Origin of the sequence: Anaeromyxobacter paludicola, from assembly GCF_023169965.1 — a bacterium.
GTDB classification, from domain to species: domain Bacteria; phylum Myxococcota; class Myxococcia; order Myxococcales; family Anaeromyxobacteraceae; genus Anaeromyxobacter_B; species Anaeromyxobacter_B paludicola.
On sequence record NZ_AP025592.1, the window covers coordinates 2102842 to 2129097 of the forward strand.

The following is a 26256-nucleotide window of genomic DNA, read 5'->3' on the forward strand; positions in this document are numbered from 1 at the left end:
GCTCGCCCGGCTGGGAGGGGCTGCGCCCCTCCCCAGCTGCGCTGGGGCCCCTCCCCGCCGGCGTCCCTCCCCGCGGGTCACGCCAGCGCTTCAGTCGCCCCGTGGCACTTCTTGTACTTCTTGCCGCTGCCGCAGGGGCACGGGTCGTTGCGGCCGACCTTGGGCTGGGTGCGGACCACCGTCTCCTGCTTCGGCGCCGCCGCCGCCTCGCCGTCGCCGCCGGCCTCGGCGCCGTGGCTCTCGATCACCCGCTGCTTGCGCGCGAGCGCCAGGCGCTTGCGCTCGATCTCCTCGGCCGTCTCCTGCCGGACCACCTGGAGGCGCAGCACGTTCCCGATGACCGCGCTCTTCACGCGCCAGGTCATCTGGACGAACATCTCGTAGCCTTCCTTCTTGTACTCCTGCTTCGGGTCCTTCTGGCCGTAGCCGCGGAGCCCGATGCCCTGGCGCAGGTGGTCCATCGCCAGCAGGTGATCCTTCCAGAGCTGGTCGATCGACTGCAGGTACAGGTACTGCTCCCAGCGGCGGAGCACCGGGACGCCCTCGGCGTCCACGCCCATCTCCTGCTCCTTCGCCGTCCAGACCTTCTCGACGACGTTGAAGACCTGCTCCTCGACGGCGGCGCGGGCCTCCTTGCCGGAGGGCGGGGCGCCGAACTGGATGTCCACGCCGAACTGGTCGCGCACCAGCGCGCGCAGGGCGTCGAAGTCCCAGTTGGCCGGGCTCTGCCGCTCGGGGCAGGCGTTCGCCACCATGTCGATGACGAGGTCCTCGACCACGTCGAGGAAGTGCTCGCGGGCGTCCTGCCAGCCGTAGGTCTTCTCGCGGCGCGTCTTGACCCGGGTCTTCGGGTCCTCGTCGAACTCGACCACCGGGATGCCGGCCCCGAAGCCGAGGACCATGCGGCGCAGCCGGTAGACCGACTTGCGCTGCTGGTTCATCACGTCGTCGTACTCGAGCAGGTTCTTGCGGATGTCGAAGTTGTGGGCCTCGACCTTGCGCTGGGCGTTCTCGATGGCCTTGGAGAGCCAGCGGTGCTCGATCTGCTCGCCCTCCTTCATCCCCAGGCGCTCCATCATCCCGGAGATGCGCTCGGAGCCGAAGATCCGCATCAGCTCGTCTTCGAGCGACAGGTAGAAGATCGACGAGCCGGGATCGCCCTGGCGGCCGCCGCGGCCGCGCAGCTGGTTGTCGATGCGGCGCGACTCGTGGCGCTCGGTGCCGAGGATGTGGAGACCGCCGAGGGCCACCACCTCCTCGTGCTCCGCCGCGGTCTGGTCCTTGAGCCGGCCGACGGCGGCCTCGAGCCGCTTCTGCCACTCGACGCGGCGGGCCTCGAACGCCTCGACCTCCTCGCCCTCCATCGGCGCGTCGGGCTCCGGCCCCACCTCGTGCTTCGCCATCATCTCCGGGTTGCCGCCGAGGAGGATGTCGGTGCCGCGGCCGGCCATGTTGGTGGAGATGGTGACCGAGCCCTTGCGGCCGGCCTGCGCCACGATCTCGGCCTCGCGCCCGTGGTTCTTGGCGTTGAGCACGTTGTGCGGCACGCCGCGCTTCTTCAGCAGCGACGAGACCACCTCGCTCTTCGCGACCGAGACGGTGCCCACCAGCACCGGCTGCCCCTTCTGGTGGCGCTGCTCGATCTCGTCGCAGAGGGCGGTGAACTTCTCCCGCTCCGTCTTGTAGACGACGTCCTCCGAGTCCTTCCGGATGTTCTTCCGGTTGGTCGGGATGACCATCACGTCGAGGTTGTAGATCTTGGCGAACTCCTCCGCCTCGGTGTCGGCCGTGCCGGTCATGCCGGACAGCTTCGAGTACATGCGGAAGTAGTTCTGGAACGAGATGGTGGCGAGGGTCTGGTTCTCGTTCTCGATCTTGACCCCCTCCTTCGCCTCCACGGCCTGGTGCAGGCCGTCGGACCAGCGGCGGCCCGGCATGAGGCGGCCGGTGAACTCGTCGACGATGACGACCTCGCCCTCCTTCACGACGTAGTCCACCTCGTTCCGGTAGAGGTGGTGCGCCCGGAGCGCCTGCTCGACGTGGTGGAGGGTCTCGATCTCGTCGGGATCGTAGAGGTTCCCGACGTTGAGCTTCTTCTCCATCTTCTCGACGCCGGCGTCGCTCATCACCACCGTGCGGGTCTTCTCGTCCACGGTGAAGTCCACGTCCCGGATCATCGAGGGGATGACCTGGTTCACCGTGTAGTACTTGTCGGTGGTCTCGTCGGAGGGACCGCTGATGATGAGCGGCGTGCGGGCCTCGTCGATGAGGATCGAGTCCACCTCGTCCACGATGGCGTAGTGGAGCTCCCGCTGCACGTAGTCCTGCAGCCGGAACTTCATGTTGTCGCGCAGGTAGTCGAAGCCGAACTCGTTGTTCTGGCCGTAGGTGATGTCGCAGCCGTAGTTCTCCTGCCGCTCGCGGTCGGAGAGCCCGTGGAGCACCACGCCGGTCGAGAGGCCGAGGAACCGGTGCAGCCGGCCCATCCACTCGGCGTCGCGGCGGGCGAGGTAGTCGTTCACGGTGACGACGTGCACGCCCCGGCCGGCGAGCGCGTTGAGGGCGCACGGCAGGGTGGCGACGAGGGTCTTGCCCTCGCCGGTCTTCATCTCGGCGATCTTGCCGTGGTGCAGCACCATCCCGCCGATGAGCTGCACGTCGAAGTGACGCATCCCGAGGGCGCGCACGCCCGCCTCGCGGACGGCGGCGAAGACCTCGGGGAGGAGCTCGTCGAGCGACCGGCCCTTCTCCTGGACCTGCTGCTTCCACTCGGCGGTGAGCCGGGGGAAGTCCTCGTCCTTGAGCGCCTTCATGCGCGGCTCGAGCTCGTTGACCCGGGCCACGAGCGGCCGGAGCTTCTTGAGCTCGCGCTCGTTCTTCGTGCCGAGGATCTTCTTCAGGGCGTAGTCGAACATCGAGTCCTCTGTGCTCCCAGAAAGCAAAAGCGCCTGCGGCCACGCCGGGTGGGTCCGTCGCGCGGCGGCAAGCGCTGCGAAACTACCTGCTTAGGTAACACCGCGCCAGCCGAAATCAAATGGGGCCGGCCCGCGGTGGAGGCGAGCCCTGGGGCCGGTCATTCCATGAGGAACTTCCGGGGGTTCTCGGCTGTTCCGTCCACCCGCACCTCGTAGTGCAGGTGGGGGCCGGTGGACTTGCCGGTGGACCCCACGGCGCCCACCTGCGTGCCCTTCGTCACCCGCTCTCCCCGGCGCACCAGGATGCGCGAGAGATGCCCGAAGCGGGTCTTCAGCCCGCCGCCGTGATCGAGGACCACCACGTTCCCGTACCCGTGCTCCACGCCGGCGAACTCCACCACCGCGTCGGAGGGCGCCAGGACCGGGTCGCCGGGGCGGGCGGCGATGTCGAGCCCGCGGTGGATCGCCCGCTCGGCCGTGTAGGGGTCGAGCCGGGTGCCGTAGTCGCTCGTCACGTAGCCGCGGGCCGGCCAGACCGCCGGGATCCGGTCGAGGAGCGAGCGCTGCGCGTCGAAGTAGGCGAGGGCGCCGCGGAGCTCTCCCGCCCCGCGCTCGGCGCGGTCCCTCAGCTCGCCGAGGGCGGCGCCGGCCCGGGAGGCGGGGCGCCCCTCCGGCGCGGCGGCGGGGGGGGCCAGGGGCGGCGCGGGCGCCGGGCCGCTGCGGCCGTCGGGCGCGGACGCCGGCGCCGCCTCGTCCTGCGGGCGGGGGCGCGGGGCGGCGCGGGCCGGCTCGAGCCGGCCGCTCGAGGCCCGGAGGCTGGCGTCGAGCCGCTCCACGTCGTCGAGCGTGGCGGAGACGTGGGCCACCTGCTGCTCCACGTCGGAGAGGCGGAGCCTCAGCGCGGCGTTCTCGTCCCGGAGCGCGCGGTTGGCCGCGGCCACGCCCAGGAGCGACGCGTAGTGGACGCCGGTGCCGCCGAGCGCGGCGAGCGCCAGCGCGGCGGCGAAGGCGAGCCGCCGCGGCAGCCCGCGCTTCACCTGGTAGCGCCGGACCGCCTCTCCGTGGGTGCCGACCACCAGCACGGTGACCGGGTCGCCCGGACCTCTTCCCCGGGGTCTCATCGCGGCCAAACCTAGGGGCGGCCCGGCTGGCCGGGAAGCTCGCCGCGCCGGGGCACGAGGGGCGGCCGTCTCGGCGGGGGCGCGAGCGACCGCCGGGGATCAGTCGATGCGGACCACCACCACGGTGACGTTGTCGTCGCCACCGGCGGCGTTGGCGAGGTCCACGAGGCGCCGCGGCGCCTCCTCGACCGGCGCGCCGGCGACCACCTCGAGGAGCCGCTCGTCGCCCACCATGTTGGTGAGGCCGTCGGAGCAGACGAGCAGCCGGTCGCCGGGCTCCACCTCGAGCCCGATGAGGTCCACGAGCACCTGCTCCTCGAACCCCACCGAGCGGGTGATGATGTTCTTGAAGCGGCTGGTGCGGGCCTCCTCGGCGGTGATCGCGCCGGCCTTGAGCTGCTCGTTCACGAGCGAGTGGTCCTCGGAGACCTGGTAGATGCTCCCGCCGCGCACCAGGTAACAGCGGCTGTCGCCGACGTGGGCCACGAACGCGCCCACGCCGCGGAGCACCAGCAGCGCCGTGACGGTGGTGCCCATGCCGGCGAGCGCCGGGTCGCCCTGGGCGGCGCGGTAGATGGCGGCGCAGGCGTCCTCGACCGCCTCCCGGAGGACGTTGCGCAGCGGGTGCTCGCCGAGCGGGCGCGAGCTCTCGAACAGCGCCGGAGCGGCCTCGCGGGCGCGCCGGACGCGGCCCTGGATGGTCTCGACCGCCATCCGCGAGGCCGTCCCCCCGCCCGCGTGGCCGCCCATCCCGTCCGCCACCACGAAGAGCCCGAGCGGCTCGTCCACGAGGAACGAGTCCTCGTTGTGGTCACGTCTCTGGCCGACGTCGGAGAGGCCGCGGGCGGCGATGGTCATGGCGGGGCGCGCCCGTGAGCGCGGAGCGGGATCGTACCCCTGCCGCGCCGCGGGGGTCAACGCGATCCGCCCGCGCCGGCGCTCCTCTTCTTCGCCGCGACCCGCGCCGCCGTCCGCACCGGAGCGGCGCGCCGGCCTTGTCGCGGCGCAGGCTCGGCCGCGGCCCCGCCGCCCGCCCCCTCCGCTGCCCCCGCCCGCGCCGCCTCGAGCAGCGCCGCCGCGTGCTCGAGCGCGGACGGCCCGAGGGTGGCGCCGGCGAGCATCCTCGCCACCTCCTCGCGCCGCGCCGCGTCGCCCTCGAGGAGCCGGACCGCCGTGAACGTCCGGCCGCCGGACACCCGCTTCTCCACCCGGTGGTGCCGGTCGGCGAAGGCCGCCACCTGCGGCAGGTGGGTGACGCAGATCACCTGCCGGCCCCGGGAGACCTCGAGCAGCCGGCGCCCCACCGCCTCGGCGACGGCGCCGCCGATCCCGGAGTCCACCTCGTCGAAGACGTAGGTGCGCATCGGGTCGGTGCGCGAGAGGGCGCGCTTCACCGCGAGCAGCACGCGGGAGAGCTCGCCGCCCGAGGCGATGCGGGCGAGCGGGCGCGGCGCCTCCCCGGGGTTCGGGGCGATGAGCAGCTCCGCCTCCTCGGCGCCGCCCGGCGCGAGCCGCCGGCCGGCCACCTCCACGCCCCCCTCCGGCGGCCGGAAGGCCACCTCGATCCGGCAGCGCCCCATGGCCAGGGCGCCGAGCTCCGCCTGCACCTCCGCGCAGAAGGCGCGCGCCGCCGAGGCCCGGGCGCGCGTGAGCTCGGCGGCGCCGGCCGCGGCCCGGGCCGCGAGCGCCGGCTCGGCGGCGGCGAGCTCCTCGAGCCGCCCGGCCCCGCCCGCGGCGGCGGCCAGCTCCGCCCGCATCTCCCCGGCCCGCTCGAGCGCGCGCGCGAGGCTCCCGCCGTGCTTGCGGGCGAGGGCGCGCAGCGCACCGAGCCGCTCGTCGAGCTCCGAGAGCCGCTCGGGGTCTCCGCCGAGGGCGGCGCCGTAGCGCGCCAGCGCCCGCCCCGCCTCGTCCACCTCGGCGGCGGCGGAGCGCAGGAGCGCGACGACCGGCTCGAGCCGCGGATCGACGTGGGCCGCCGGCTCGAGCGCCCGGAGCGCGAGCCCCAGCCGCTCGGCCGCGCTCCCCTCCTCGCCGTAGGCGCAGGCCTCGGCGCGAGCGGCCGCGTCGCGCAGCCGGGCGGCCTGGGCGAGGACCACCCGCTCCTGCTCGAGCCGCTGGTCCTCGCCGGCCTCGGGCGCGAGCGCGTCGATCTCGCGGAGCTGGAAGGCGAGGTAGTCGGCGCGGGCGGCCCGCTCGCTCTCCCCGCGCGCCAGCGCCTCGCGCTCCCGGACCGCCGCGGCGAGCGCGTCGAACCGCTCGCGGTAGCGCGCGAGCGCCCCCTGCGCCCCGGCGAAGGCGTCGAGCAGGCCGGTGTGCGACTCGGCGCGGAGCAGCGCCACGTGCTCGTGCTGGCCGCAGATGTCGAGCGCCCCGCGGAGCGCCGACTCGAGCATGCCGACGGTGCAGAGCGCGCCGTTCACGAAGGCCCGCCCCCGGCCGCCGCGGCTGGCCACGCGCCGCACGAGGAGCTCCGCGCCGCCCCCCTCCGCCGGCTCGGGCGCCGGGATCCCCGCCGCGGCCAGGCGCGCGAGGACGGGGTGGTCGGGCGGGAGCTCGAAGAGGGCCTCGACCACCGCCTCGTCGGCGCCGTCGCGCAGCACGTCGGCGCCCATGCGCCCCCCGAGCACGAGGTGGAGGGCGTTCACGAGGATCGACTTGCCGGCGCCGGTCTCGCCGGTGAGCACGTTCAGTCCCGGGCCGAAGCGCACCTCGGCGGCGTCCACCACGGCGAGGCCGGAGATTCGGAGCGTCGTGAGCATGCGGGGAGTCTGCCACCCGGCCCTGACACTGCGCAAATTTTCAGTAGTCTGGCGCCGGGCCCGGTCCCCCTCCTACTAGGCGACCAGTCAGGGGCTGGACCCGGCCGGTAGCTGGCGAGCGATATCGCGGTGGGCGTAAACGTCGGTGACCTGCTGCGAGGCTTGGGTGCGGGGGCGAAACTGGGCGACCGGATGCGATGGCGGCAGGGCGAGCACGAGGGGGGCCTCCTCTCGGAGTCCCCCGCCGCCCTCCGGGAGGCGCTGGTCGCGACCCAGGAGGCGCTGTCCCAGGCGGAGGCCGGGCTGCGCGACGCCCGGCGGCAGCGGGCCGAGTGGATGGCGCTGCTCGGCCACGAGCTGCGCAACCCGCTCGCGCCGCTCCGCAACTGCGTGCAGCTGCTCCTGCGGGCCCACCACGATCCCGAGAAGCTCGGGCGCGCCACCGCCATCATGGAGCGGCAGCTCGGGCACCTCACGCAGCTCGTGGACGACCTCCTCGACGCCTCGCGGATCACGCGCGGCAAGATCGCGCTCCGGCGGGAGCGGCTCGACCTCTGCGGCGTGGTGCGCGGGGCCGCCGAGGACCACCGGGCGCTGGTGCACGAGGCGGGGCTCTCGCTGCGGCTCGAGCTGCCCGACGGCCCCGTGCTCGCCGACGCCGACGGCGCGCGGCTGGCGCAGGTGGTGGGGAGCCTCGTCGAGAACGCGGTCAAGTTCACCGACGCGGGCGGCTACGTGCAGCTCTCGCTCACCGCCTCCGGGGGGCAGGCGGTGCTCTCGGTCTCCGACAGCGGCATCGGCATGGAGCCCGGCACCGAGGAGCGGATGTTCGAGCCCTTCGCGCAGGCCGACGTGAGCCTCGCCCGGAGCCGCGGCGGGCTCGGCCTCGGGCTCGCGCTCGTGAAGGGGCTCGTCGAGCTGCACGGCGGCACCGTGAAGGCCCGCTCCGACGGGCCGGGGCTCGGGACCGCCGTGCGCGTCACCCTCCCCTGCCGGGCGCGCGCCGAGCGGCTCCCGCGCCAGGCCGGCCCGGCGGTCGCGGCCGTGCCGCGGCAGCGGCGCGTGCTGCTCGTGGACGACAACGTGGACGGCGTCGAGACGCTGGCCGAGCTCCTCCGGCTCGAGGGGCACGAGGTGGAGGTGGCCTACGACGGGCAGGCCGGGCTCGAGGCGGCGCACCGGTTCCACCCCGACGTCACCTTCTGCGACATCGGCATGCCGGGCGACCTCGACGGCTACGCGGTGGCGGCGCGGCTGCGGCACGACGCGGCGCTGAAGCAGCTCTACCTCGTGGCCCTCACCGGCTACGCCAGCCCCGAGGACCGCGACCGCGCCCGGGACGCCGGCTTCGACCTGCACCTCGCGAAGCCGCCCGAGCTGTCGCAGCTGCGCGAGGTGATCGCGCGGGCGCCGGAGGCCTGACGCCGCGGCGCTGACGCCGCGTGAACGCGGGAGTCCTCCGGGGCGCGGTTCGCGGTAGCATCGCATCAACCTCGACGGCGCGGACGCGCGCCGCCGCGGCCGAGGGAGCCATGCGATGGGCTACACCATCCGCCCGCCCATGCCGGGAGTGAACGGGGAGACGTCGTCCGCCTCCGCCGAGGCGCGACGCGCGCAGATGACGCTCATCCAGGGCGAAGGCCGCAAGCGGCGGCCCGCGCCGGGCGACGCGCCGGTGGACACCGTGGCGCAGCTCCCGATCCTCCGGCGCGACGAGCCCGCGGCGCAGCAGGCGGTGCGGGTCCTCTGGGGAGGCGACCAGGCGGCGCCGCAGGCGGAGCGGGTGAAGGCGCTGCTCGCCGCGGAGCCGCAGGCGATCTCGGGGCTGCACCAGCTCTCCCCCGAGGTGGCGGCGAAGCTGCTGGGGGACTGACCCGGCGCACCCGACCCGCTAGCGCTCCCCCCAGCGCAGCTTGGCGCGGAGGATGCCGAAGTAGTCGATGTTCGGGTTCCGCACGAGCCGCACCCGGTGGCTCGACGACTTCACCTGCACCCGATCGCCGCGCTCGAGCGGCACGCCCCGCTGGCCGTCGAGCGTGAGGTAGACCTCGCCCGAGTCGCTCACGAGCACGATGTTGATGCTCTCGTCGTCGGGCACCACCAGCGGCCGCTGCGTCAGGGTGTGCGGGCAGATCGGCGCGATCACCACCCCCTGCATCGACGGGTAGACGAGCGGGCCGTTCGCGGCGAGCGCGTAGGCGGTGGAGCCGGTCGGGGTGGCGACGATGATCCCGTCGGCCTTGTAGGTGGTGACGTAGTGGGCGCCGTAGGAGGTGTCGAACTCCACCATCCGGGCGAGCGCCCCCTTGGCGATGACCACGTCGTTCATCACCTCGGTGTCGAGCTCGCGGGCGTTGCCCGCGCCGCCGCGGTGCAGGTGGACGCGCAGCTTCATCCGCTCGGAGACCTGCGCCTGCCCGGCGAGGACCGCGTCGAGCATGGGGTACATCTCGCTCTGCGGGACCTCGGTCATGAACCCGAGGCTCCCCATGTTGATCCCGAGGATCGGGACCTGCCGCCCGTTCACCAGCGAGGCGGCGTGGATGAGGGTGCCGTCCCCGCCGAGCACCACCACCAGGTCCGCGGAGCGGGCGGTCTCGGCCTCGTCGGTGATCACCTCCACGCCCTTGGCGCGCAGGAACTGGGCCACGTAGACCGCGGTCTCGGCGGCCTCGGCCGAACTCACCTTGTGAACGATGCCGATCCGCTGCGGGATCGGGCAGGGGAAGCCGTCCATCCGGCCAATATAGACCGGGCCGCGGGGCGCTATAACGCTTTCATGGACCTGTTCGACCACGCCGCCGAGAAGGACCCGGCCGACAAGCCCCTCGCGGAGCGCCTGCGGCCGCGGCGGCTCGAGGACTACGTCGGGCAGGAGCACGTGCTCGGCCCGGGCTCGGCGCTGCGCCGCGCCATCGAGGCCGACCAGATCCCGTCGCTCCTGCTCTGGGGGCCGCCCGGCACCGGCAAGACCACCCTCGCCCGGATCATCGCCGAGCGGACCGGCTCCACCTTCGTCCCCTTCAGCGCGGTCCTGGGTGGGGTGAAGGAGATCCGCGAGATCGTCCAGCAGGCGAAGGACCGGCGCCGCATGCACCGGCAGCGCACCATCCTCTTCGTGGACGAGATCCACCGGTTCACGCGCGCGCAGCAGGACGCGTTCCTGCCGCACGTGGAGGCGGGCGTCCTCACGCTCGTCGGCGCCACCACCGAGAACCCGTCGTTCGAGATCAACGCCGCGCTCCTGTCGCGCTGCCGGGTGGTGACCCTGCGCGCGCTCACCGAGGAGGAGGTGGGGTCGCTCGTGGACCGGGCCGTCGCCGCGAAGGAGGGGCTCGCCGGCGCGGTGGCGGTGGCCCCCGAGGCGCGCGAGCTGCTCGGGCGGTTCGCCTACGGCGACGCGCGCCGCGCCCTCAACGCGCTCGAGGTGGCGGCCGCGGCGGTGCGGCTCGCCGGCCGGACCGTGGTCGCCCCCGCCGACGTCGAGGAGGCGATGCAGCACAAGGCGCTCCTCTACGACAAGGCGGGCGAGGAGCACTACAACGTGGTCTCCGCGTTCATCAAGTCGATGCGCGGCTCCGACCCGGACGCCGCGGTCTACTACATGGTCCGGATGCTCGAGGCGGGCGAGGACCCGCGCTTCGTCCTCCGGCGCATGGTCATCTTCGCGAGCGAGGACGTGGGCAACGCCGACCCCCAGGCGCTCCAGGTGGCGGTGAGCGCGCTGCAGGCGGTGGAGCTGGTGGGGCTCCCGGAGGGCGTCCTCCCCATGACGCAGGCGGCCATCTACCTCGCGCTCGCCCCCAAGTCGAACACCGCCATCGCCGCCTACGGCGCGGCGCGCCGGCTGGTGAAGGAGCGCGGCCCGGTGCCGGTCCCGCTCAAGCTGCGCAACGCCCCCACCAAGCTCATGGAGTCCCTCGGTTACGGGGGTGGATATCGCTACCCCCACAACTTCGAGGGGCATTACGTGGCCGAGGAGTACCTGCCCGACGCCCTCCGGGGTCAGCCCATCGTGAAATTGAGCGATAGCGGCCTGGAGAAGGCGCTCGGCGAAAGATGGGAGTCCACACGCCGGGGGGGAAAGGGCTAAGCTCGGGGCGTTTCCGGCGCCGCAGGGGCGGCGCGGGGAGGTCCCTTCCATGCACGCGCACCGGCCGTTCCGACGCACCGTCCTCGCCTGCGCCGCCGCCCTCGCCGGCTGCGCCACCGCCGGCGCCTCGCGCGCCCCGCTCGGCGGCCCGTCGCTCTCGCCCGCCGCCGAGGTCGGGGCTGCCCCGGCCGGCGCCCCGGCCCTCGCGGTCGAGCGCCGCGGGCCGAAGGCGTACCTCGCGCTCTGCGCCGGCGCTCCCCGGCGCGACCTCGCCGTCCGGCTCTGGGACGGGAGCGCCCTCGCGCCCCTCGGCGCGCCGCTTTCGGGCGCCGGGAGCTGCGCCGGCGCCGCGCTCCGGCTCGATCAGTCCGGCGCGCCGGTGGTGGCCGTCGAGGAGCAGGACGCCGCGGGCGGCGCCCGGGTCCGCGTGCTGCGCTGGGACGGCCGCGCCTGGCAGCCGCTCGGCGCCGAGCTGAACCAGGAGCCGCAGGAGCGGGCGGAGGCGCCGGCGCTGGCCCTCGGCCCCGACGGCGCGCTCTGGGCCGCCTGGCAGGAGTCGCGGGGCGACGCGGTGCTGGTGCTGGTGGCCCGCCACGACGGGACCGCGTGGCGGCAGGTGGGCCACGCCGTCAACGGCTCGCCCAGCCCGGCCGGCAGCGGCGCCCCGGCGATCGTGATCGAGCCGCGCGGGCGGCCGGTGGTGGCGTGGCAGGAGGCGGGCGAGCTCGCGGTGCGCGTGGCCCGCCACGACGGCGACGAGTGGCGGGACCTCGGGCCGCTCCACGAGCGCGGCGCGACCGGCCGCGCGCCCACCCTGGCCCTCGACCCGGCCGGCCACGTGCTCGCCGCCTTCGTGCTGGAGCGGGGCGACGAGCGCACCGTGCCGGTGCTGCGCTGGGACGGGCGGGGCTGGGGCGACGTCGGAGAGCCGCTCCCGGCGGGCCGGACGTCCCCGGCCGTCACCCGCCCGGCGATCGGGATCGACCGCTGGGGCATCCCGGCGGTGGTCGTCCCCCGCGGCGGGCCGTCCCCGGCGCTGCTCCTCGCCCGCTGGGGCGGCGACGGCTGGGGCGCGCCGGAGGCGCGGCTCGACGTGGAGGGCGGGGTGAGCCCGGCGCTCGGCGTGACCGGCGACGGCAACCTCGTCGCGGCCTGGCAGGAGCAGCCGGAGGACCCGGCGAGGTCCCGCGTGCTGTGGCGGCGCGGGCCGCCGCCGAGCGCCGCCCCGGCCGCGGCGAGCGAGCGGCCGGAGCCCGCCGAGGCGGGCGACGAGGGGCGATGAACTCCTGCTGCGCGCGGCGCCGGTTCCCGGCAAGCTAGAGCGCCATGCTCCGAGTGAAGACGCGCCTCGGCCCGAGCAGCATCCACGGCACGGGGCTGTTCGCGGCAGAGGACGTCCCGGAGGGGACGGTGGTCTGGCGGCTCGATCCCGCGGTGGACCTCCGGCTCACCCGCGCGCAGCTCGAGTCGCTCGAGGGGCCCGGCGCCGAGCAGATCCGCAAGTACAGCTACAAGGACCTCGTGCTCGGCGAGTACATCCTCTGCGGCGACGACGCGCGCTTCTTCAACCACTCGGACGCGCCCAACTGCCTCGACTATCCCGACGAGGACGGCGGCTCGACGGTGGCGGCGCGAGACATCCGCGAGGGCGAGGAGCTCACGAGCGACTACGCCGCCTTCGACGCGGAGCACGTGCCGTACCGCCGGTGAGCCGCGCACCCTCCCCCGCTGGCGCGGGAGAGGGGATCCCCGGGGGCGTGCGGTGTTCGATGCCGCGCCTCCGACGCTCCCGCGAGTCCTCCCGCCGCACCCCCTCGCCGCTCGGGCGGGGGAGGGACGGGGAGGGGCGGCCAGCGGCTCCTCGCGTCTCGCTCTCTCCTCGCCGTCGCCGTCGACGCGTCGGCGCGCGCTTCACAGGTCGTGGCAGGCGAAGCAGAGCTGGCTGCCCCGCATCGGGAGCGCCGTGCTCGCGGGCAGCGTCGAGCGCGGATCGTGGCAGGTGGTGCACTCGAGCCGCCCCTCGACGAGCCGGATCTCCGGCGGGAGCTGCGCCGCGGGCCGGAGCCGCGGGTCGCGCTCCCGGGCCGCCTCGTAGTCGATCGCGACCGGGTGGTTCGAGAGCGGCTCGCCCGCCGCGGCCCGCGCCGGCAGGGCGGCGTGGGCGAGCGAGCCGTCGTGGCAGGAGAGGCAGGTCCGCGAGCCGGCGGCGCGCGACGACCACGAGAGCGTGCAGGTCCCGGCGCCGCGCGGCGAGGCCGCCGGCGCGGCCCAGCCCACGAGCAGCCACGCCGCCGCAAAGCCCGCCCCCGCCGCCGCCCGCGCCCTCCGCATCGCTGGAAAGCTGCGCACCCGCGGCGGCGCGCGCGGAGGTGGGCGCCCGTCCGCCCGCCGGCGCGGCCCGCGCCCGCCGCGCCGCTTTTTCGTCCGCCCGGCGGGCTTGCGGTAGGCTTCGCGGGTGACGCACGGCGGACAGCCCCCCAGCGACGAGGAGCTCCGCGCGCGCGGCGGGATCCTCGCGCTCGCCGCGCGGCTGCGGGCGATCCTCGACCTCTCGCAGGTCGACCTCGCCGCCGCGCTCGGCGCCGACCCGCGAGCGCTCGCCGCGGGGGAGCCCGCCGGCCCGGCCGCCGCGGCGCTGCGGCTCCTCGCCGAGGTGCCGCGCGGCCGCGCCCCTGCGGCGCTCGCCGCGCTGGCCCGGGCCAGCGGGGCCAGCGAGGCGGAGGCGGCGGCGCTCGAGGGGCACGTCGCGCGATCGCTCGAGGAGCTCGGCGGGAGAGGCGCCACCTTGCGCGAGCTCTGCGACGCCCCCGTGGAGTGGGCCTGGTGGGCCCCGGCCGACGCGGGCGCGATCCGGGCGCTCGCGGACGAGCTCGGGCTGCTCCCGCGATCGCTGCTGCGCGGCGGCGCCGCGGGGAGCGCGCCGGCGCTCGACGTGGACCTCTTCGCGCCGCGGGCCGGCGATCCCGTGCTGCTCTGCCTCGGCGGCGCCCCCGAGACCTGGTACCAGGTGGCGCAAGGCGAGACGTGGCCGCAGGGGCTGCGCACGCCGCACCCGGAGCGGCTCCGGCTCGCGCCGGCGCTCCCGCCCGTGCTCCGATACGTGCCGGCCTCGGGCCCCGCGGGCAAGGCGCTCGCTGCCGCCGGCTGCCGGCTCGCCGACGGACGGGCCGCCGCGGCGGGCGCCGGGGCGCACTTCGCCGGCCTCTCGGTGAAGCCGCTCGCCGCGCCCCTGCCCGCCGGCGAGCGCATCGCCCGACCGGCCCGATCCGCCGCGACGTCGCTCTCGCGACTCCGGGAGGCGCGGTAGCGGGGCTTGCGCGTCCTCGGGGTTCCGATCGACGGGCGGCTCCGCTGTCGCGCCGATCACGCGGACGTACGCTTCACGATCGTTCCAGATCACGACCGCTCCGCAAGGCGCCCTCCGCCCACCCCGGCGTTCCGCTCCGCATCCGTGGCGGCGAACGGGGCTCTCGGCCGCGGGATGGAGGTCCGCCGATTCAAGAGCGGGTGCCGGTTCGTGGAGAGGACGGTGCGGGCACGTCGATGGTCGCGACGGCGTCAGGGGGCGGGCCCTGGCCGGCGTTCTCCTCCCGACCGGCCCGCCCTCGTCCGAACGTCGCCGGGACCGGCGACCTCCGGGCTGCCTCGTCCGACCGCGCCGAGCGCTCGGCGCCCAGGCCGGGCATCGGCGCCGGCGTTGCGCCCCGGCGCAGGAGCGCAGCCGGCGCAGGATCAGCGACTCGCCAGCGCAGGGCCCCCGCAGCGCCCCCTCCCCGGCCCTCCCCCGCCGCGCGGGAGAGAAACCCCGAAGCCCACCTCGAGCTCCGCCCTCTCCCCCGCTACGCGCTCGCGCTCTGAGGCCCCTCGGCCCCCTCGTCGCCGCCCTCGGTCTCGAGGTCGCCGCGGTACTTGCGCAGCACGCGCTTGAAGTTGGACCGGTCCATCCCGGCCTTGCGGGCCGCCGCCGAGATGTTGTTGTCGCAGGCGCGCATCAGCGCCTCGACGTAGCTCTTCTCGAACCGGCGGAGCGCGTGCTCCTTGGCGGCGGCGTAGCTCTGGGTGAGCCAGGCCTGGTCCTCGCCCGAGGCCGGCAGCTCGCGGATGAGCGGCGCGGTCCGGCCGGAGACCGCCGGCGGCAGGTCGGCCGGGGTGATCGACTCGCCGCGGCAGAGCACGAGGGCGCGCTCGATGGCGTTCTCGAGCTCGCGGACGTTGCCGGGCCAGCGGTAGCTGCAGAGCAGCTCGACGGCCTCCGGCGCGACGGTGCGGACCTTCTTCCCGAGCCGCTCGGCGTAGCGGCGCAGGAAGTGGTGCGCGAGCAGCGGCACGTCCTCGATGCGATCGCGCAGCGGCGGCAGCGGGATGGCGATGACGTTGAGCCGGTAGAAGAGGTCCTCGCGGAACTTGCCCGCCTTCACCAGCTTGGGGAGATCGCGGTGGGTGGCGGCGATGACCCGCACGTCCACGTGGATCGACTCGGCCGAGCCCACCCGCTTGATCTCGCCCTCCTGCAGCACGCGGAGCAGGCGGACCTGGGTGGCCGGCGGGATGTCGCCGATCTCGTCGAGGAAGATGGTGCCGCCGTCGGCGGTGTCGAACAGGCCGCGCTGATCGCGCTGCGCGCCGGTGAAGGCCCCCTTCACGTGGCCGAAGAGCTCGCTCTCGAGGAGGGTCTCGGTGAGCGCGCCGCAGTTGAGGGCCACGAAGGGGTGGCCGCGGCGCGGGCTCTTGGCGTGGAGCGAGCGGGCCACGAGCTCCTTGCCGGTGCCGCTCTCGCCGTTCACGAGCACGGTGGCGGCGCTGTAGGCCACCGCGTCGATCATGCGCACCACCTCGCGCATGGGGCCGGAGGTGCCGACGAGCCCGTCGCCGGAGGTGCCCTCCTTCTCCTTGAGCTGCGTCTCGAGCTGCTTGTTGCGGTCGAAGAGCTGCTTGCGCTCGGCGGCCTTCGCGACCGCCCGGGCGACGAGCTCCACGTCCTCGAACGGCTTCGTGAGGTAGTCGTAGGCGCCGGCCTTCACCGCCGCGAGCGCGGTCTCCACCGTGGCGTGGCCGGTCATCATGATGACCTCCACCTCCGGCCGGCGGTGCTTCACCGCGGTGAGGAGCTCGAGCCCGGAGAGGTCCGGCATCTTCACGTCGAGGAGGGCGACGTCGAAGTCCTCCTGCGCCAGCTTCTGCGTGGCGACGATGGGGGAGTCCACGGCGATGACGTCGTACTCCTTCCGGCGCAGGAGCGCCTCGAGGGCGCGGAGCAGCGCGGGCTCGTCGTCGACGACCAGGACTCTCGTGGGCTTCTTCTCGGGGCTTTCCATGGTGTTCCCTCTCAGGCGGCCGCGCTCGCCGCCGGCAGCTCGACGACGAAGCAGGCGCCGCCCTCCGTCGGCGGGTCGAGGTGGATCGACCCGCCGAGCTCTTCGGCGATCTGGTAGCAGATGGAGAGCCCGAGGCCGGTCCCCTGGCCCTCGGGCTTGGTGGTGAAGAACGGCTCGAAGATCCGGTTCGCGAGCTCGGGCGGCACGCCCGGGCCGGTGTCGGCGACGGCCAGCTCGACCCGGCCGGGCTCGCCCGGCCCGCAGCGCACGGTGAGCCGGCCCCGGTCGCCCATGGCCTGCAGCGCGTTCACGACGAGGTTCACCGCCACCTGCGAGAGCAGGTTGGCGTTCCCCACGCAGACGGCGGGCTGGAGCTGCCGGACCACCTCGACCTTGCCGCCCTTCATCTTCGACTGGAGCAGGAAGAGGGAGTCCTCGAGCACCTTCGCGAGGTCCACGTCGCCCCGCTCGTCCTCGCGCGGGCGCCGGGAGAAGCGGAGCAGCGACTCCACGATGCGCTTGGCGCGCATGGCGGCGTCGGCGATGAGGTTCAGGCTCTCGAGGTCGCTCGCCGGGCGCTCCTCGCGGCTCATGAGCTGCGCGAAGGCGAGGATGCCGCCGAGCGGGTTGTTGATCTCGTGCGCCACGCCGCCCGCGAGCTGGCCCACCGCGCCCATCTTCTCGGCCTGGATGAGCCGGCGCGTCACCTCGCGCTCGTGGGTCACGTCCTTGAAGACCACCACCCGCGTGGCGTCGTCGAAGGGGAAGGAGCGCAGCAGCCAGTTGCGCTCGCCGAGCCGGGCCTCGCTCTCGCCCGCCTCGCCCGAGGGGTGGCTCGCGCCCGGGCACGGCAGGTCGCCGAAGGCGTGGGCGACGCAGCGGAGCCCCGGCAGCGCCGACACCGAGACGCCGGCGTGGCGCGCGAAGGCCTGGTTGGCCCGGACCACCTCGCAGCCGTCCCGCAGGATGGCGAGCGGGTCGCCGATGGCGTCGAAGCAGGTGCGCCACTCGTCGGCGGCCCGCACCAGCGCGGCCGAGCGGGCGGCGAGCTTCTCGTCGAGCTCGCGGTTCATCCGCTCGAGCTCGGCGTTGCGCCGCTCGAGCAGCGCCTGGAGCCGCCCGTTCTCCTCCACGAGCCGGTGCTGGTCCACCGCGCTCTGGACGGTGAGGAGGAGGTGGTTGTCGTCCCAGGGCTTCCAGATGAAGCGGAAGATCTCGGAGCGGTTGACCGCCTCCTCGATCGCGGTGGTGTCGGCCTGGCCGGTGAGGAGCACGCGCTGCACGAGCGGCCAGCGCTCCTTCACCACCCGCAGGAACTCGACGCCGGACATGCCCGGCATGCGGAAGTCGGAGACCACCACCTGGACCGGCTCGCGCTCGAGCACGGCGATGCCGGCGGCGGCGTCGGCGGCCTCCAGGAGGCGCGTCGTGGCCCGCTTGAGCACGCGCCGGAGCGCGCGCCGCACGTGCTCGTCGTCGTCGACGATCAGGATGCCGGCGTCGGCGAGGGAGGGGCGCGGGCGGTTGAGCTCGGGGTCCGGCATGGGGCTGCTCGGGTCCTTTGCACGTGCCGGTCCACCGGAAACCCCCCACGGGTCTCCTCTAATCAAGTGGTTAGCACCCAACCCCAAGGGTCTTATCATACCCAGGGGTCGTAAGACACCCCAGCGGGTGTTTGGGAAACCGCCCTGAGCGGGGGATCCGGCCGCGCGGACTGACGAAACCGGCGCGAGCCCGGAGAGGCTACGGGACCTTCTTGTCGACCTCGTAGCGGTAGGCCTGCGCCTGGTAGAGGCAGATGGTGTTCCGCCCCTCGTGCTTGGCCTTGTAGAGCGCCTCGTCGGCGTAGCGCACGAGGAGCTCCGAGCTGGTGACGTCCTTCGACGGGTAGAAGGAGATGCCGAGCGAGGCGGTGACGCGCAGCTCGCCGGCCCCCTCTCCCGGCTGCCCGTGGATGGTGCCGGACACCGAGTAGACCTTCTGCCCCATCCCGCGCCAGATGCGCTCGGCCACCGTGAGCGCGCCGGAGAGGTGGGTCTTCGGCAGGATGACCGCGAACTCCTCGCCGCCGAACCGGGCGCTGATGTCCGGGTCGCGGATGGTCTCGCGCAGGAGGTCGGCGGTGCCCCGCAGCACCACGTCGCCGGTCTGGTGACCGTACTGGTCGTTGACCCGCTTGAAGTGGTCGATGTCGATCATGATGAGCGACACCGGGTCCGAGTAGCGCTGGGCGCGCCGGAACTCCTCGTCGAGCCGCTCCTGGAAGAAGCGCCGGTTGAAGAGCCCGGTGAGACCGTCGGTGACGCTGAGCCGCTCGAGCTCCGCCTTCTGCGCGCGCACCGTGTCCTGCAGCGCCTTGATGCGCAGCATGGCGTTGGTGCGGGCGAGCAGCTCGGAGTCGGCGAAGGGCTTCGCGAGGAAGTCGTCGGCGCCGATGCGGAGCCCGGTGACGCGCGAGTCGAGGTCGCTCTTCACCGAGAGCAGGATCACCGGCACGAAGTGCTCGTCGGGCCGCGCCTTGATCATGCGCAGCACCTCGAGCCCCTCCATGTCGGGGAGGACCATGTCGAGCAGCACGAGGTCGGGCGTGGTGGTGCGGGCCTTGCGGATCGCCTCGCGGCCGTCGCTCGCGGTGTCGATCTGGTAGTCCTCGCGCGCGAGGACCTGGACCAGCCAGTCTTGCTGGGTCTTCGAGTCCTCGACCACCAGTATCCGGGGGCGCGCCACCGACCGCGAGATTAGCAGATCAGAGCCGGTGGTACACGGATTCGGGGATGAGCGGCGCGAGGCCGCCGCCTCCCAGGATGTTGACCACCGGGGAGGCGGCCGCCCGCACGACGCTGCCCCCCGGCGCGTCCTCGAGGAGGCCGGTGTAGGTCGAGAGGTCGCGGTAGAGCTCCCCCCGCGCCACCACCCCGGGCGCGATCCGGGTGGCGGGGCGCCGGGCGGCGAAGATCCGCTCCTGGGCCACGAAGCCGCCGCCGCGCTGGTCCTCGGCCGCCGCGCGGACCACCTCGCCCCAGGCCGCGGGGGCGGTCTCGGCGCCGAGGTGGACGCTCTTGCCGCCGTAGTCCCAGCTCCGCTTCAGGACCCACCGCTCGCGCTCGGCGATCACCTGGGCCGCGAGCCGGGCGTCGAGCCGCCGGGTGAACGGGAGCCGGCCCGCCGCGGCCCGCTCCTCGGCGTCCAGCCCGGCGGCGCGCGCGAGGCGGGGCTCCTCGGCGCACTCGGAGAGCCGCGCGAAGAGCGCCTTCGCCTCGAGCAGCCCGTTCACCGGGTTCGCGAGCACGTGGCGCCCCGGCTCGCGGAGCGCGCGGGCGAAGGGGGCGGCGGGGTCGGTGTTGTGGGCCCAGACGTGCCGGTAGAGCACCTCCCAGGCCTCGGGCACGCACTCGGCCGGCGTGAGCACGTCGGCGCGGTGGCCCATCTGCCGGAAGTGCTCGGCGAGCCGCTGCAGCTCCCCCACCTGCGCGTCGCCGGGGCGGGCCACGAGGGCGATCGACGGGCGCGCGGCGGCGCCGCCCCGCGTCCGGTAGAAGCCGACGAGGGCGCGGCGCAGGTTCTCCATGTGGCTGCCGCAGGCCGCGACGAGCGCGGCCGCCTCCCGCGGCGAGCGGCCGCGGGCGCGGGCGGCGGCGCGCAGCCAGGCGTGCGCGGCGAGGTCGGCGTAGCCCGGCATGGCGGGGATGGTGGCGTTGAGCTCGAGCGCGCGCGGCGGGCCGCCGCCGGCCGGCAGGAGCCAGTCCACCCGGGCGAAGACGGCCGGGCACGGCGCCGCGAAGAGCTCCTGCATCGCCTCCCGCTCGAGCCCCTCGAAGGGCCCGAGCAGCGCCTCGCGATCGCGGGCGTCGCCCTCGGCGAGGAGCGCCCGCGCGAGCTTCACGGCGCCGGAGAGGACGAGGCGCGCCTCGCGCGCGGCGGCCTGGAGCACGGCGTCGGGCACGACCTCGGGCTCGGCGACCAGCGGGATGGGCACGGTGCTGCCGTCGGGCCGGCGCACGGTCATGCCCCCGGCCCAGGCGGCGCGCGCGGCCTCGAGGGCCACGCGGGAGAGTTCCTCTTGCGGGAAGGGCTCGCTCATGAAAGCAATCCGGAGGGATGAAGATCTACACGAAGACGGGCGACGCCGGCGACACTGGACTCTTCGGCGGGCCGCGGGTCAAGAAGGACGATCCGCGGGTCGAGGCGTACGGCGCGGTGGACGAGCTCAACGCCGCGCTGGGGGTCGCCCGCGCCGCCGCGGCGGGCGCCTGGCCGGAGCTCGACGCCCTCCTCGAGGGGGCGCAGCACCGGCTCTTCAGCCTCGGGGCGGAGCTCGCCACCCCGCGCGAGAGCCGGGCGCACGGCGCCCTCCCGCCGGTGTCCCCGTCCTGGGCCGCCGAGCTGGAGGCCTCGATCGACGCGCTCGAGCTGGAGCTGCCCCCGCTCCGGCAGTTCGTCCTCCCCGGCGGGGCGCCGCTCGCGGCCGCCCTCCACCTGGCGCGCTGCGTCTGCCGCCGGGCGGAGCGCCGGGCGGTGACCGTGGCGGGCGAGGTGGAGGTGGCCCCCGCCGTCCTCGCCTACCTGAACCGGCTCTCCGATTGGCTCTTCGTCGCCGCCCGGGCCGCCAACCACCGCGCCGGGACGCCGGACGTGCCCTGGAAGCCGCCCGCCGGGGAGGGTTGACCAGGACACCCGTCCCGTTCGCCGGCCAACGGTGCGCGTGGCCTCGCTCGCCTGGCTCGGCCCCGGGCTTCCAGGGCAACCCTATGAAGGGGGGCACCCTGGCAGGCGATTGCCTGCTGGTGCGTGACGTGCCCACATCCACCCTCCTGCGGGCACACCTTCGCCCGCCCACTCCGGAGGGTCTCCATGCGGCGATTGCTTCTCCTGGCGGCGGCGGGCTTGGTGGCCTGCGGCGGCACTGGCTCGAACGGCACCGGCACCACCACCCAGGCGGTCTCCTCCTCCACCGCGACCCGGCGCGTGCTCGTCGGCTTCAAGTCGGGCATGAACACGGCGGCGGTGCTGCAGCGCGGCGGCAGCATCCGCAGCCGCTGGGACGCCCTCGACGCGGTGAGCGCCGAGGTGCCCTCGAGCGCGGTGGCGAAGCTCGCGGCCGATCCCTCGGTGGCCTTCGTCGAGAGCGACCGGGCCGTCTCGGCCGACGCGGCCATCCAGGGCGCGGGCGAGGACCCCTGGGGCAACCTCGCCGTGCGCGCGGTGCAGGCGCGGGCGCAGGGCTTCACCGGCGACGCGGTCCACGTCTGCGTCATCGACACCGGCATCGACGACGGCCACCCCGAGTTCGCCCGCGGCGCCGGCACCGTGTTCGGCGCCGGCTACGACTTCGTGGACGCGGACGCCTTCCCGATCGACGCCGGCTGCAACGTCGCGGGCGCCTGCGCCTGGGGCGAGGGGCACGGCACGCACGTGACCGGCACCATCGCGGCCCAGCTCGGCGCCGCGAGCGCCGCGAGCCCGGCGCGGCTCAACATGGCCGGCGTGGCGCCGGGGGTGGTGGTCCACGAGTACCGGGTGCTCGGGCTCGACGGCTACGGCACCACCGAGGCGGTCATCAACGGCATCCTCTCCTGCGCCGACCTGCCGTTCGCGCGCCGGGTGGCGAACCTCTCGCTCGGCTCCGACGAGCCGTCGCAGGTGGAGCAGAAGGCCTTCCAGTACGCCTGGGCGAAGGGGGTGCTCACCTTCGCCGCCGCCGGCAACGCCGGCACCTCGGCGCTCCACTACCCGGCCTCCTATCCGAACGTCGTCTCGGTCGCGGCGGTGGACGCGAACCTGCAGCGCGCCTCGTTCTCCCAGTACAACCGGCAGGTGGAGCTCGCCGGACCGGGCGTGGACGTGCTCTCGGCGCTGCCGCGCGGTGTCGGCCGGCTCGCCGCGGTGACGGTGGGCGCCTCGACCTTCGCGGCCGAGCCGGTGACCTTCACCGCCGTCGGCTCGGTCACCGGGCCGGTGGTGCCCTGCGGCATCTGCGACGCGAGCACCGCCTGCGGCGCCCAGGCGGCCCCGTTCGTCGCCCTGTGCGACCGCGGGACCATCACCTTCGCCGAGAAGGTGCAGAACGCCCAGGCGGCCGGCGCCACGGCGGTGATCATCGCCAACAGCCTGCGCGACCCGCCCGACTCCGCGGGCAGCTTCACGCTCGGCGCCGCGAGCGCGACCTGGCCGCCGGTCGCGTCCATCTCCCACAACTCCGGCGTCGCTGCGAAGGCGCTCCTCCCGGCGGAGGGCACCGTCGCCATCACCACCGCCGATTACGGCTTCCTCCAGGGCACCTCGATGGCCACGCCCCACGTCGCCGGCTGCGCCGCGGTGGCCTGGGCGGCCCACCCCGGGTACGCCAACAGCGACCTCCGCGACCTCCTCCGCGCCACGGCGCAGGATCTCGGCAAGCCGGGCCGCGACCCCGAGTTCGGCTTCGGCCTCGTCGATTGCCTCGCGGCGGCCACCGCGCCCTGACGAGCCGCTTCCCTCGCGGGCCCCGCCCCCGTAACCTCGGCGCCATGCCGAAGAGAGAGCGCGTCGCGCTCGTCACCGGGGCCGGGGTCCGCGTCGGGCGCGTCATCGCGCAGGAGCTCTCGCGCGCCGGGTACACGGTGGCGGCCCACTACCACCGCCACCGCCCGCCGCGCGGGCTCGCGGCCTTCGCCGCCGACCTCTCCACGCCGGAGGGGCCGGCGGCGCTGGCCCGCGCCTTCCGCGCCCGCTTCTCCCGCCTCGACCTCCTCGTCAACAGCGCCGCCGGGTTCGAGCCGGCGCCCCTCGCCCGGCTCGACGCCGAGGGGTTCGACGCGCAGATGGACCTGAACGCCCGCGCGCCGCTCCTCCTCGCCCGGGCGCTCCTCCCCCTCCTCGGGCGGGCCCGCGGCTCGATCGTGAACGTGCTCGACGTGGGCGGCGCCTTCGTCCCCTGGAAGGGCTTCGCCGCCTACGTGAGCTCGAAGGCGGCCCTGGCGCGCGCGACCGAGTGCCTGGCGCTCGAGCTGGCGCCCCGGATCCGGGTGAACGGGGTCGCCCCCGGCACCGTGCTCTGGCCGGAGGAGTACCCGGCGTCCCTGCGGCGCGAGCTCACCCGCCGCATCCCCCTGCGCCGGGCCGGCCGGCCGGAGGACGTGGCCCAGGCCGTCCGCTACCTGGCCGAGGCGCCGTACGTCACCGGGGCGATCCTGCCCGTGGACGGCGGGCGCCGCCTCTTCGGCCGCGGCTGACGGGGCGCCCGCCAGGGCCCCGGTGCACGACGGATTGAAGGCGCCCGGGCCCGCTGTTACACTCCTTGGCCGAGATCAACTTACCGACCCGCGAACCAGGAGACGGAGACCCGATGGACGCGACCACCACCACCCCCCAGACCACCACCCCGCCCGTGGCGCCGCCCGCCGAGGCCAACTTCATCGTCCTCACCGACAAGGCCGTCGAGATGGTGAAGGCCGCCATGGCCCAGGAGAGCCTCGACGGCTACGGCATCCGCGTCGGCGTCGTCGGCGGCGGCTGCTCGGGCTTCCAGTACTCGATGGACTTCGAGAAGGAGCAGAAGGACGGCGACGTGGCGCTCACGCAGGACGGGATCACGGTCTTCGTCGACCCGATGAGCGCGATGTACCTGCAGGGCGTGACCGTGGACTACGTGACGGGGCTGCAGGGCGCTGGGTTCAAGTTCAACAACCCCAACGCCCGCAACACCTGCGGCTGCGGCCAGTCGTTCTCGTACTGAGAGACGCCCCCTCACCGCACGGGGGCAGGGCCGCGAGACGCCGCAGGGAGCCGGGGGCGAGCACCGCCTCCGGCTCGCTCTTTTTCGGACCTGCTTTTCTTCACCCCGAGCGGAAGCGGGCCCGTATCATCGCGCCATGCTCGTGGTCCGCTCCGTCGCCGTCGGCCCGTTCGCCGAGAACACCTTCCTCGCCGGGTGCGACCGCACGGGCGAGGCGATCCTGATCGACCCGGGCGGGGAGCTGCCGCGGGTGCTCGCGCTCCGCGAGCCGGGCGGCTTCTCGGTGAAGCGCATCCTGCTCACGCACGGCCACATCGACCACGTGGCGGGCGCCGCCGAGGCGGCCGAGGCCACCGGCGCGCCGGTCGAGATCCACCCGGCCGACCTCGACTGGTTCGACGCCATCGAGGACCACGGCGAGATGTTCGGCTTCACCGGGGTGCGGGCGCCCCCCATCGCCCGCCACCTCGCCGGCGGCGACCGGCTCCAGGTGGGCGACGAGCAGCTCCGGGTGATCCACACGCCGGGGCACACCCGGGGCGGCTGCTCGCTCTTCTTCGAGGCGGCGCGCGTGCTCTTCACCGGGGACGCGCTCTTCGTGGGCTCGGTCGGCCGGACCGACCTGCCCGGCGGCGACTTCCGGGTGCTGGCGCGGTCGCTGCGCGAGAAGGTCTTCCCGCTCGGCGACGACGTCCGCTTCTACCCGGGGCACGGCGCGGCCGGGCTGCTCGGCGACGAGCGGCGCAACAACCCCTTCGTCGGCCAGGGGCGACAGCTGTAGCGGCGCTCTCCCGGGCCTTGCCGCGCCCCGCCGGCCTCCTTACCCCCTCTCGCGGGAGGAGCGCCATGCCGGCACTGAAGCTCCAGCTCGAGACGCAGCTCTTCGTCGGTGGCGAGTTCCGCGCGGCGCGGTCGGGCCGGCGGTTCGCCACCGTGAACCCCGCCACCGAGGAGGTGGTGGCCGAGATCGCCGAGGGCGGGGCGGACGACGTGGACGAGGCGGTCCGGGCGGCCCGCGCCGCCTTCGAGTCGGGCGACTGGCCGAAGCTGGGCGGCAAGGAGCGGGGCGAGCTCCTCTGGCGCATGGGCGAGCTCGTGAAGGGGCGCTGGCTCGAGCCGCTCTCCGAGGCGGAGACGGCCGACACCGGCAAGACCCTCTTCGACTCGGGGCGGGTCGAGATCCCGCTCGCCGGCGACATCCTCCAGTACTACGCGGGCTGGGCCACCAAGCTCGAGGGGGCCACCATCCCGGTCCGCGGGAACGCCTTCGCCTACACGCTGCGCCAGCCGGTGGGCGTGGCGGGGCTCGTGGTGCCGTGGAACTTCCCGCTCCTGCTCGCCTGCTGGAAGCTCGCCCCCGCGCTCGCGGCCGGCTGCACGGTGGTGCTGAAGCCCTCGTCCCAGACGCCGCTCACGGCGCTGCTCCTCGCGCGCGTGGCCGAGGAGGCGGGGCTGCCGCCGGGGGTGCTGAACGTGGTGCCGGGGCCCGGCGGCGCGGCCGGCCTGGCGCTGGTGCGCCACCCGGGCGTGGACAAGATCGCCTTCACCGGCTCGACGGAGGTGGGGCAGGAGGTGATGCGCGCCGCCGCGGGCGGCGTGAAGCGGGTCACGCTGGAGCTCGGCGGGAAGAGCCCCAACCTCGTCTTCGCCGACGCCCACCTGCGCGCGGCGGCCAAGGGGGCGCTGGGCGGCATCTTCTACAACAAGGGAGAGGTCTGCGCGGCCGGGTCCCGGCTCCTCGTGGAGCGCTCCGCCTTCGACGAGGTGGCGGGGCTGGTGGTCGAGGGGGCGAAGAAGCTCGTCCTCGGCGATCCGCGGAGGAAGGAGACCCGGCTCGGGCCGCTCGTCTCGGCGGCGCAGCGCGAGAAGGTGCTCTCGTACGTGAAGGCGGGGCACGAGGAGGGCGCCCCCATCCTCTGCGGCGGCGGGGCGGCGAGCGTGGAGGGCAAGGGGTTCTACGTGCAGCCCACCGTGCTCGGGCCCGTGCGGAACGACTCCCGCCTCGCGCGCGAGGAGGTGTTCGGCCCGGTGCTGGCCGTCGTCCCGTTCGACGACGAGGCGGACGCGATCCGGCTCGCGAACGAGACCGCGTACGGCCTCGCCGCGGGCGTCTGGACCGCCGACGTGAAGCGGGCCCACCGCGTCGCGAGGGCCCTGCGCGCCGGCACCGTCTGGGTGAACACCTACAACCTCTACGACCCCGCCCTCCCCTTCGGCGGCGTGAAGCAGTCCGGCTTCGGCCGGGAGCTCGGGGAGGCGGGGCTCGAGGCCTACACCGAGACGAAGAGCGTCTGGGTGGACCTCGGGTAAAGGACAAGGCGCAGGAGCCCGCCCGAGAT

22 protein-coding genes are annotated in these 26256 nt (G+C 74.8%); 12 read left to right on the forward strand and 10 right to left on the reverse strand.

Going from position 1 to position 26256, the window contains the following annotated elements:
* Positions 1–77: 77 nt before the first annotated feature.
* The 4 genes from secA to recN all read right to left on the reverse strand — a co-directional run bounded on the left by secA (position 78) and on the right by recN (position 6795).
* Positions 78–2915 carry a preprotein translocase subunit SecA gene (gene secA / locus AMPC_RS09735; RefSeq protein ID WP_248345990.1) on the reverse strand — a complete coding sequence of 946 codons (2838 nt, stop codon included), beginning with the start codon at positions 2913–2915 and terminating at the stop codon, positions 78–80.
* A 158-nt stretch (positions 2916–3073) separates the two neighbouring features.
* On the reverse strand, positions 3074–4036 hold the full coding sequence (locus tag AMPC_RS09740) for a M23 family metallopeptidase (protein ID WP_248345992.1): 963 nt from the start codon (positions 4034–4036) through the stop codon (positions 3074–3076).
* Between the two features lie 99 nt (positions 4037–4135).
* Positions 4136–4894, reverse strand: coding sequence for a Stp1/IreP family PP2C-type Ser/Thr phosphatase (locus tag AMPC_RS09745; protein ID WP_248345994.1), 759 nt, complete (start codon positions 4892–4894; stop codon positions 4136–4138).
* 56 nt (positions 4895–4950) lie between these two features.
* Positions 4951–6795, reverse strand: a complete 1845-nt coding sequence (gene recN / locus AMPC_RS09750; protein WP_248345995.1) for a DNA repair protein RecN — start codon at positions 6793–6795, stop codon at positions 4951–4953.
* Positions 6796–6987: 192 nt separating this feature from the next.
* Here recN and AMPC_RS09755 point away from each other — a divergent pair, with 192 nt between their 5' ends.
* Both AMPC_RS09755 and AMPC_RS09760 read left to right on the forward strand, forming a co-directional pair.
* Entirely contained in the window at positions 6988–8217 is a 1230-nt protein-coding gene (locus AMPC_RS09755) for a hybrid sensor histidine kinase/response regulator (RefSeq protein WP_248345997.1), read from the forward strand.
* A gap of 115 nt (positions 8218–8332) precedes the next feature.
* Positions 8333–8668, forward strand: a complete 336-nt coding sequence (locus AMPC_RS09760) for a hypothetical protein (protein ID WP_248345999.1) — start codon at positions 8333–8335, stop codon at positions 8666–8668.
* An 18-nt stretch (positions 8669–8686) separates the two neighbouring features.
* Here AMPC_RS09760 and AMPC_RS09765 read toward each other — a convergent pair whose 3' ends face one another.
* Positions 8687–9532: an NAD(+)/NADH kinase gene (locus AMPC_RS09765; RefSeq protein WP_248346001.1), complete on the reverse strand. Its 846-nt coding sequence runs from the start codon at positions 9530–9532 to the stop codon at positions 8687–8689.
* A gap of 42 nt (positions 9533–9574) precedes the next feature.
* Between AMPC_RS09765 and AMPC_RS09770 the strand changes: the two genes are divergently transcribed.
* From AMPC_RS09770 to AMPC_RS09780, 3 genes are read left to right on the forward strand one after another with little or no spacing between them, the layout of a single operon-like run.
* Positions 9575–10888, forward strand: coding sequence for a replication-associated recombination protein A (locus tag AMPC_RS09770; RefSeq protein WP_248346003.1), 1314 nt, complete (start codon positions 9575–9577; stop codon positions 10886–10888).
* Positions 10889–10937: 49 nt separating this feature from the next.
* The gene (locus AMPC_RS09775; protein ID WP_248346005.1) at positions 10938–12170 is read left to right on the forward strand and encodes a hypothetical protein; all 1233 of its coding nucleotides are present in this window, start codon (positions 10938–10940) and stop codon (positions 12168–12170) included.
* A 44-nt stretch (positions 12171–12214) separates the two neighbouring features.
* The gene (locus AMPC_RS09780; protein WP_248346007.1) at positions 12215–12598 is read left to right on the forward strand and encodes an SET domain-containing protein; all 384 of its coding nucleotides are present in this window, start codon (positions 12215–12217) and stop codon (positions 12596–12598) included.
* Between the two features lie 201 nt (positions 12599–12799).
* Here AMPC_RS09780 and AMPC_RS09785 read toward each other — a convergent pair whose 3' ends face one another.
* Complete coding sequence (locus AMPC_RS09785; RefSeq protein WP_248346009.1) at positions 12800–13219, reverse strand: cytochrome c3 family protein; 420 nt, start codon at positions 13217–13219, stop codon at positions 12800–12802.
* A 124-nt stretch (positions 13220–13343) separates the two neighbouring features.
* Between AMPC_RS09785 and AMPC_RS09790 the strand changes: the two genes are divergently transcribed.
* Entirely contained in the window at positions 13344–14195 is an 852-nt protein-coding gene (locus AMPC_RS09790; RefSeq protein ID WP_248346010.1) for a hypothetical protein, read from the forward strand.
* A 532-nt stretch (positions 14196–14727) separates the two neighbouring features.
* Here AMPC_RS09790 and AMPC_RS09795 read toward each other — a convergent pair.
* The 4 genes from AMPC_RS09795 to AMPC_RS09810 form a co-directional block, all read right to left on the reverse strand.
* Positions 14728–16203, reverse strand: a complete 1476-nt coding sequence (locus AMPC_RS09795; protein WP_248346012.1) for a sigma-54-dependent transcriptional regulator — start codon at positions 16201–16203, stop codon at positions 14728–14730.
* An 11-nt stretch (positions 16204–16214) separates the two neighbouring features.
* Positions 16215–17747 carry an ATP-binding protein gene (locus AMPC_RS09800; protein ID WP_248346013.1) on the reverse strand — a complete coding sequence of 511 codons (1533 nt, stop codon included), beginning with the start codon at positions 17745–17747 and terminating at the stop codon, positions 16215–16217.
* Between the two features lie 199 nt (positions 17748–17946).
* Entirely contained in the window at positions 17947–18930 is a 984-nt protein-coding gene (locus AMPC_RS09805; protein ID WP_248346015.1) for a diguanylate cyclase, read from the reverse strand.
* Between the two features lie 19 nt (positions 18931–18949).
* Entirely contained in the window at positions 18950–20248 is a 1299-nt protein-coding gene (locus AMPC_RS09810) for a hypothetical protein (protein ID WP_248346017.1), read from the reverse strand.
* A gap of 53 nt (positions 20249–20301) precedes the next feature.
* Between AMPC_RS09810 and AMPC_RS09815 the strand changes: the two genes are divergently transcribed.
* The 6 genes from AMPC_RS09815 to AMPC_RS09840 all read left to right on the forward strand — a co-directional run bounded on the left by AMPC_RS09815 (position 20302) and on the right by AMPC_RS09840 (position 26227).
* Positions 20302–20868, forward strand: coding sequence for a cob(I)yrinic acid a,c-diamide adenosyltransferase (locus AMPC_RS09815; RefSeq protein WP_248346019.1), 567 nt, complete (start codon positions 20302–20304; stop codon positions 20866–20868).
* A 186-nt stretch (positions 20869–21054) separates the two neighbouring features.
* Positions 21055–22665 carry a S8 family serine peptidase gene (locus tag AMPC_RS09820; RefSeq protein ID WP_248346020.1) on the forward strand — a complete coding sequence of 537 codons (1611 nt, stop codon included), beginning with the start codon at positions 21055–21057 and terminating at the stop codon, positions 22663–22665.
* A 44-nt stretch (positions 22666–22709) separates the two neighbouring features.
* Positions 22710–23414: an SDR family oxidoreductase gene (locus AMPC_RS09825; protein ID WP_248346022.1), complete on the forward strand. Its 705-nt coding sequence runs from the start codon at positions 22710–22712 to the stop codon at positions 23412–23414.
* A gap of 113 nt (positions 23415–23527) precedes the next feature.
* Positions 23528–23917 (forward strand): iron-sulfur cluster insertion protein ErpA, encoded by a 390-nt coding sequence (erpA, locus tag AMPC_RS09830; protein ID WP_248346024.1) that lies wholly within the window; start codon positions 23528–23530, stop codon positions 23915–23917.
* A gap of 136 nt (positions 23918–24053) precedes the next feature.
* Positions 24054–24698, forward strand: coding sequence for an MBL fold metallo-hydrolase (locus AMPC_RS09835; RefSeq protein ID WP_248346025.1), 645 nt, complete (start codon positions 24054–24056; stop codon positions 24696–24698).
* A 65-nt stretch (positions 24699–24763) separates the two neighbouring features.
* Positions 24764–26227, forward strand: coding sequence for an aldehyde dehydrogenase family protein (locus tag AMPC_RS09840; protein ID WP_248346027.1), 1464 nt, complete (start codon positions 24764–24766; stop codon positions 26225–26227).
* Positions 26228–26256 lie beyond the last annotated feature (29 nt).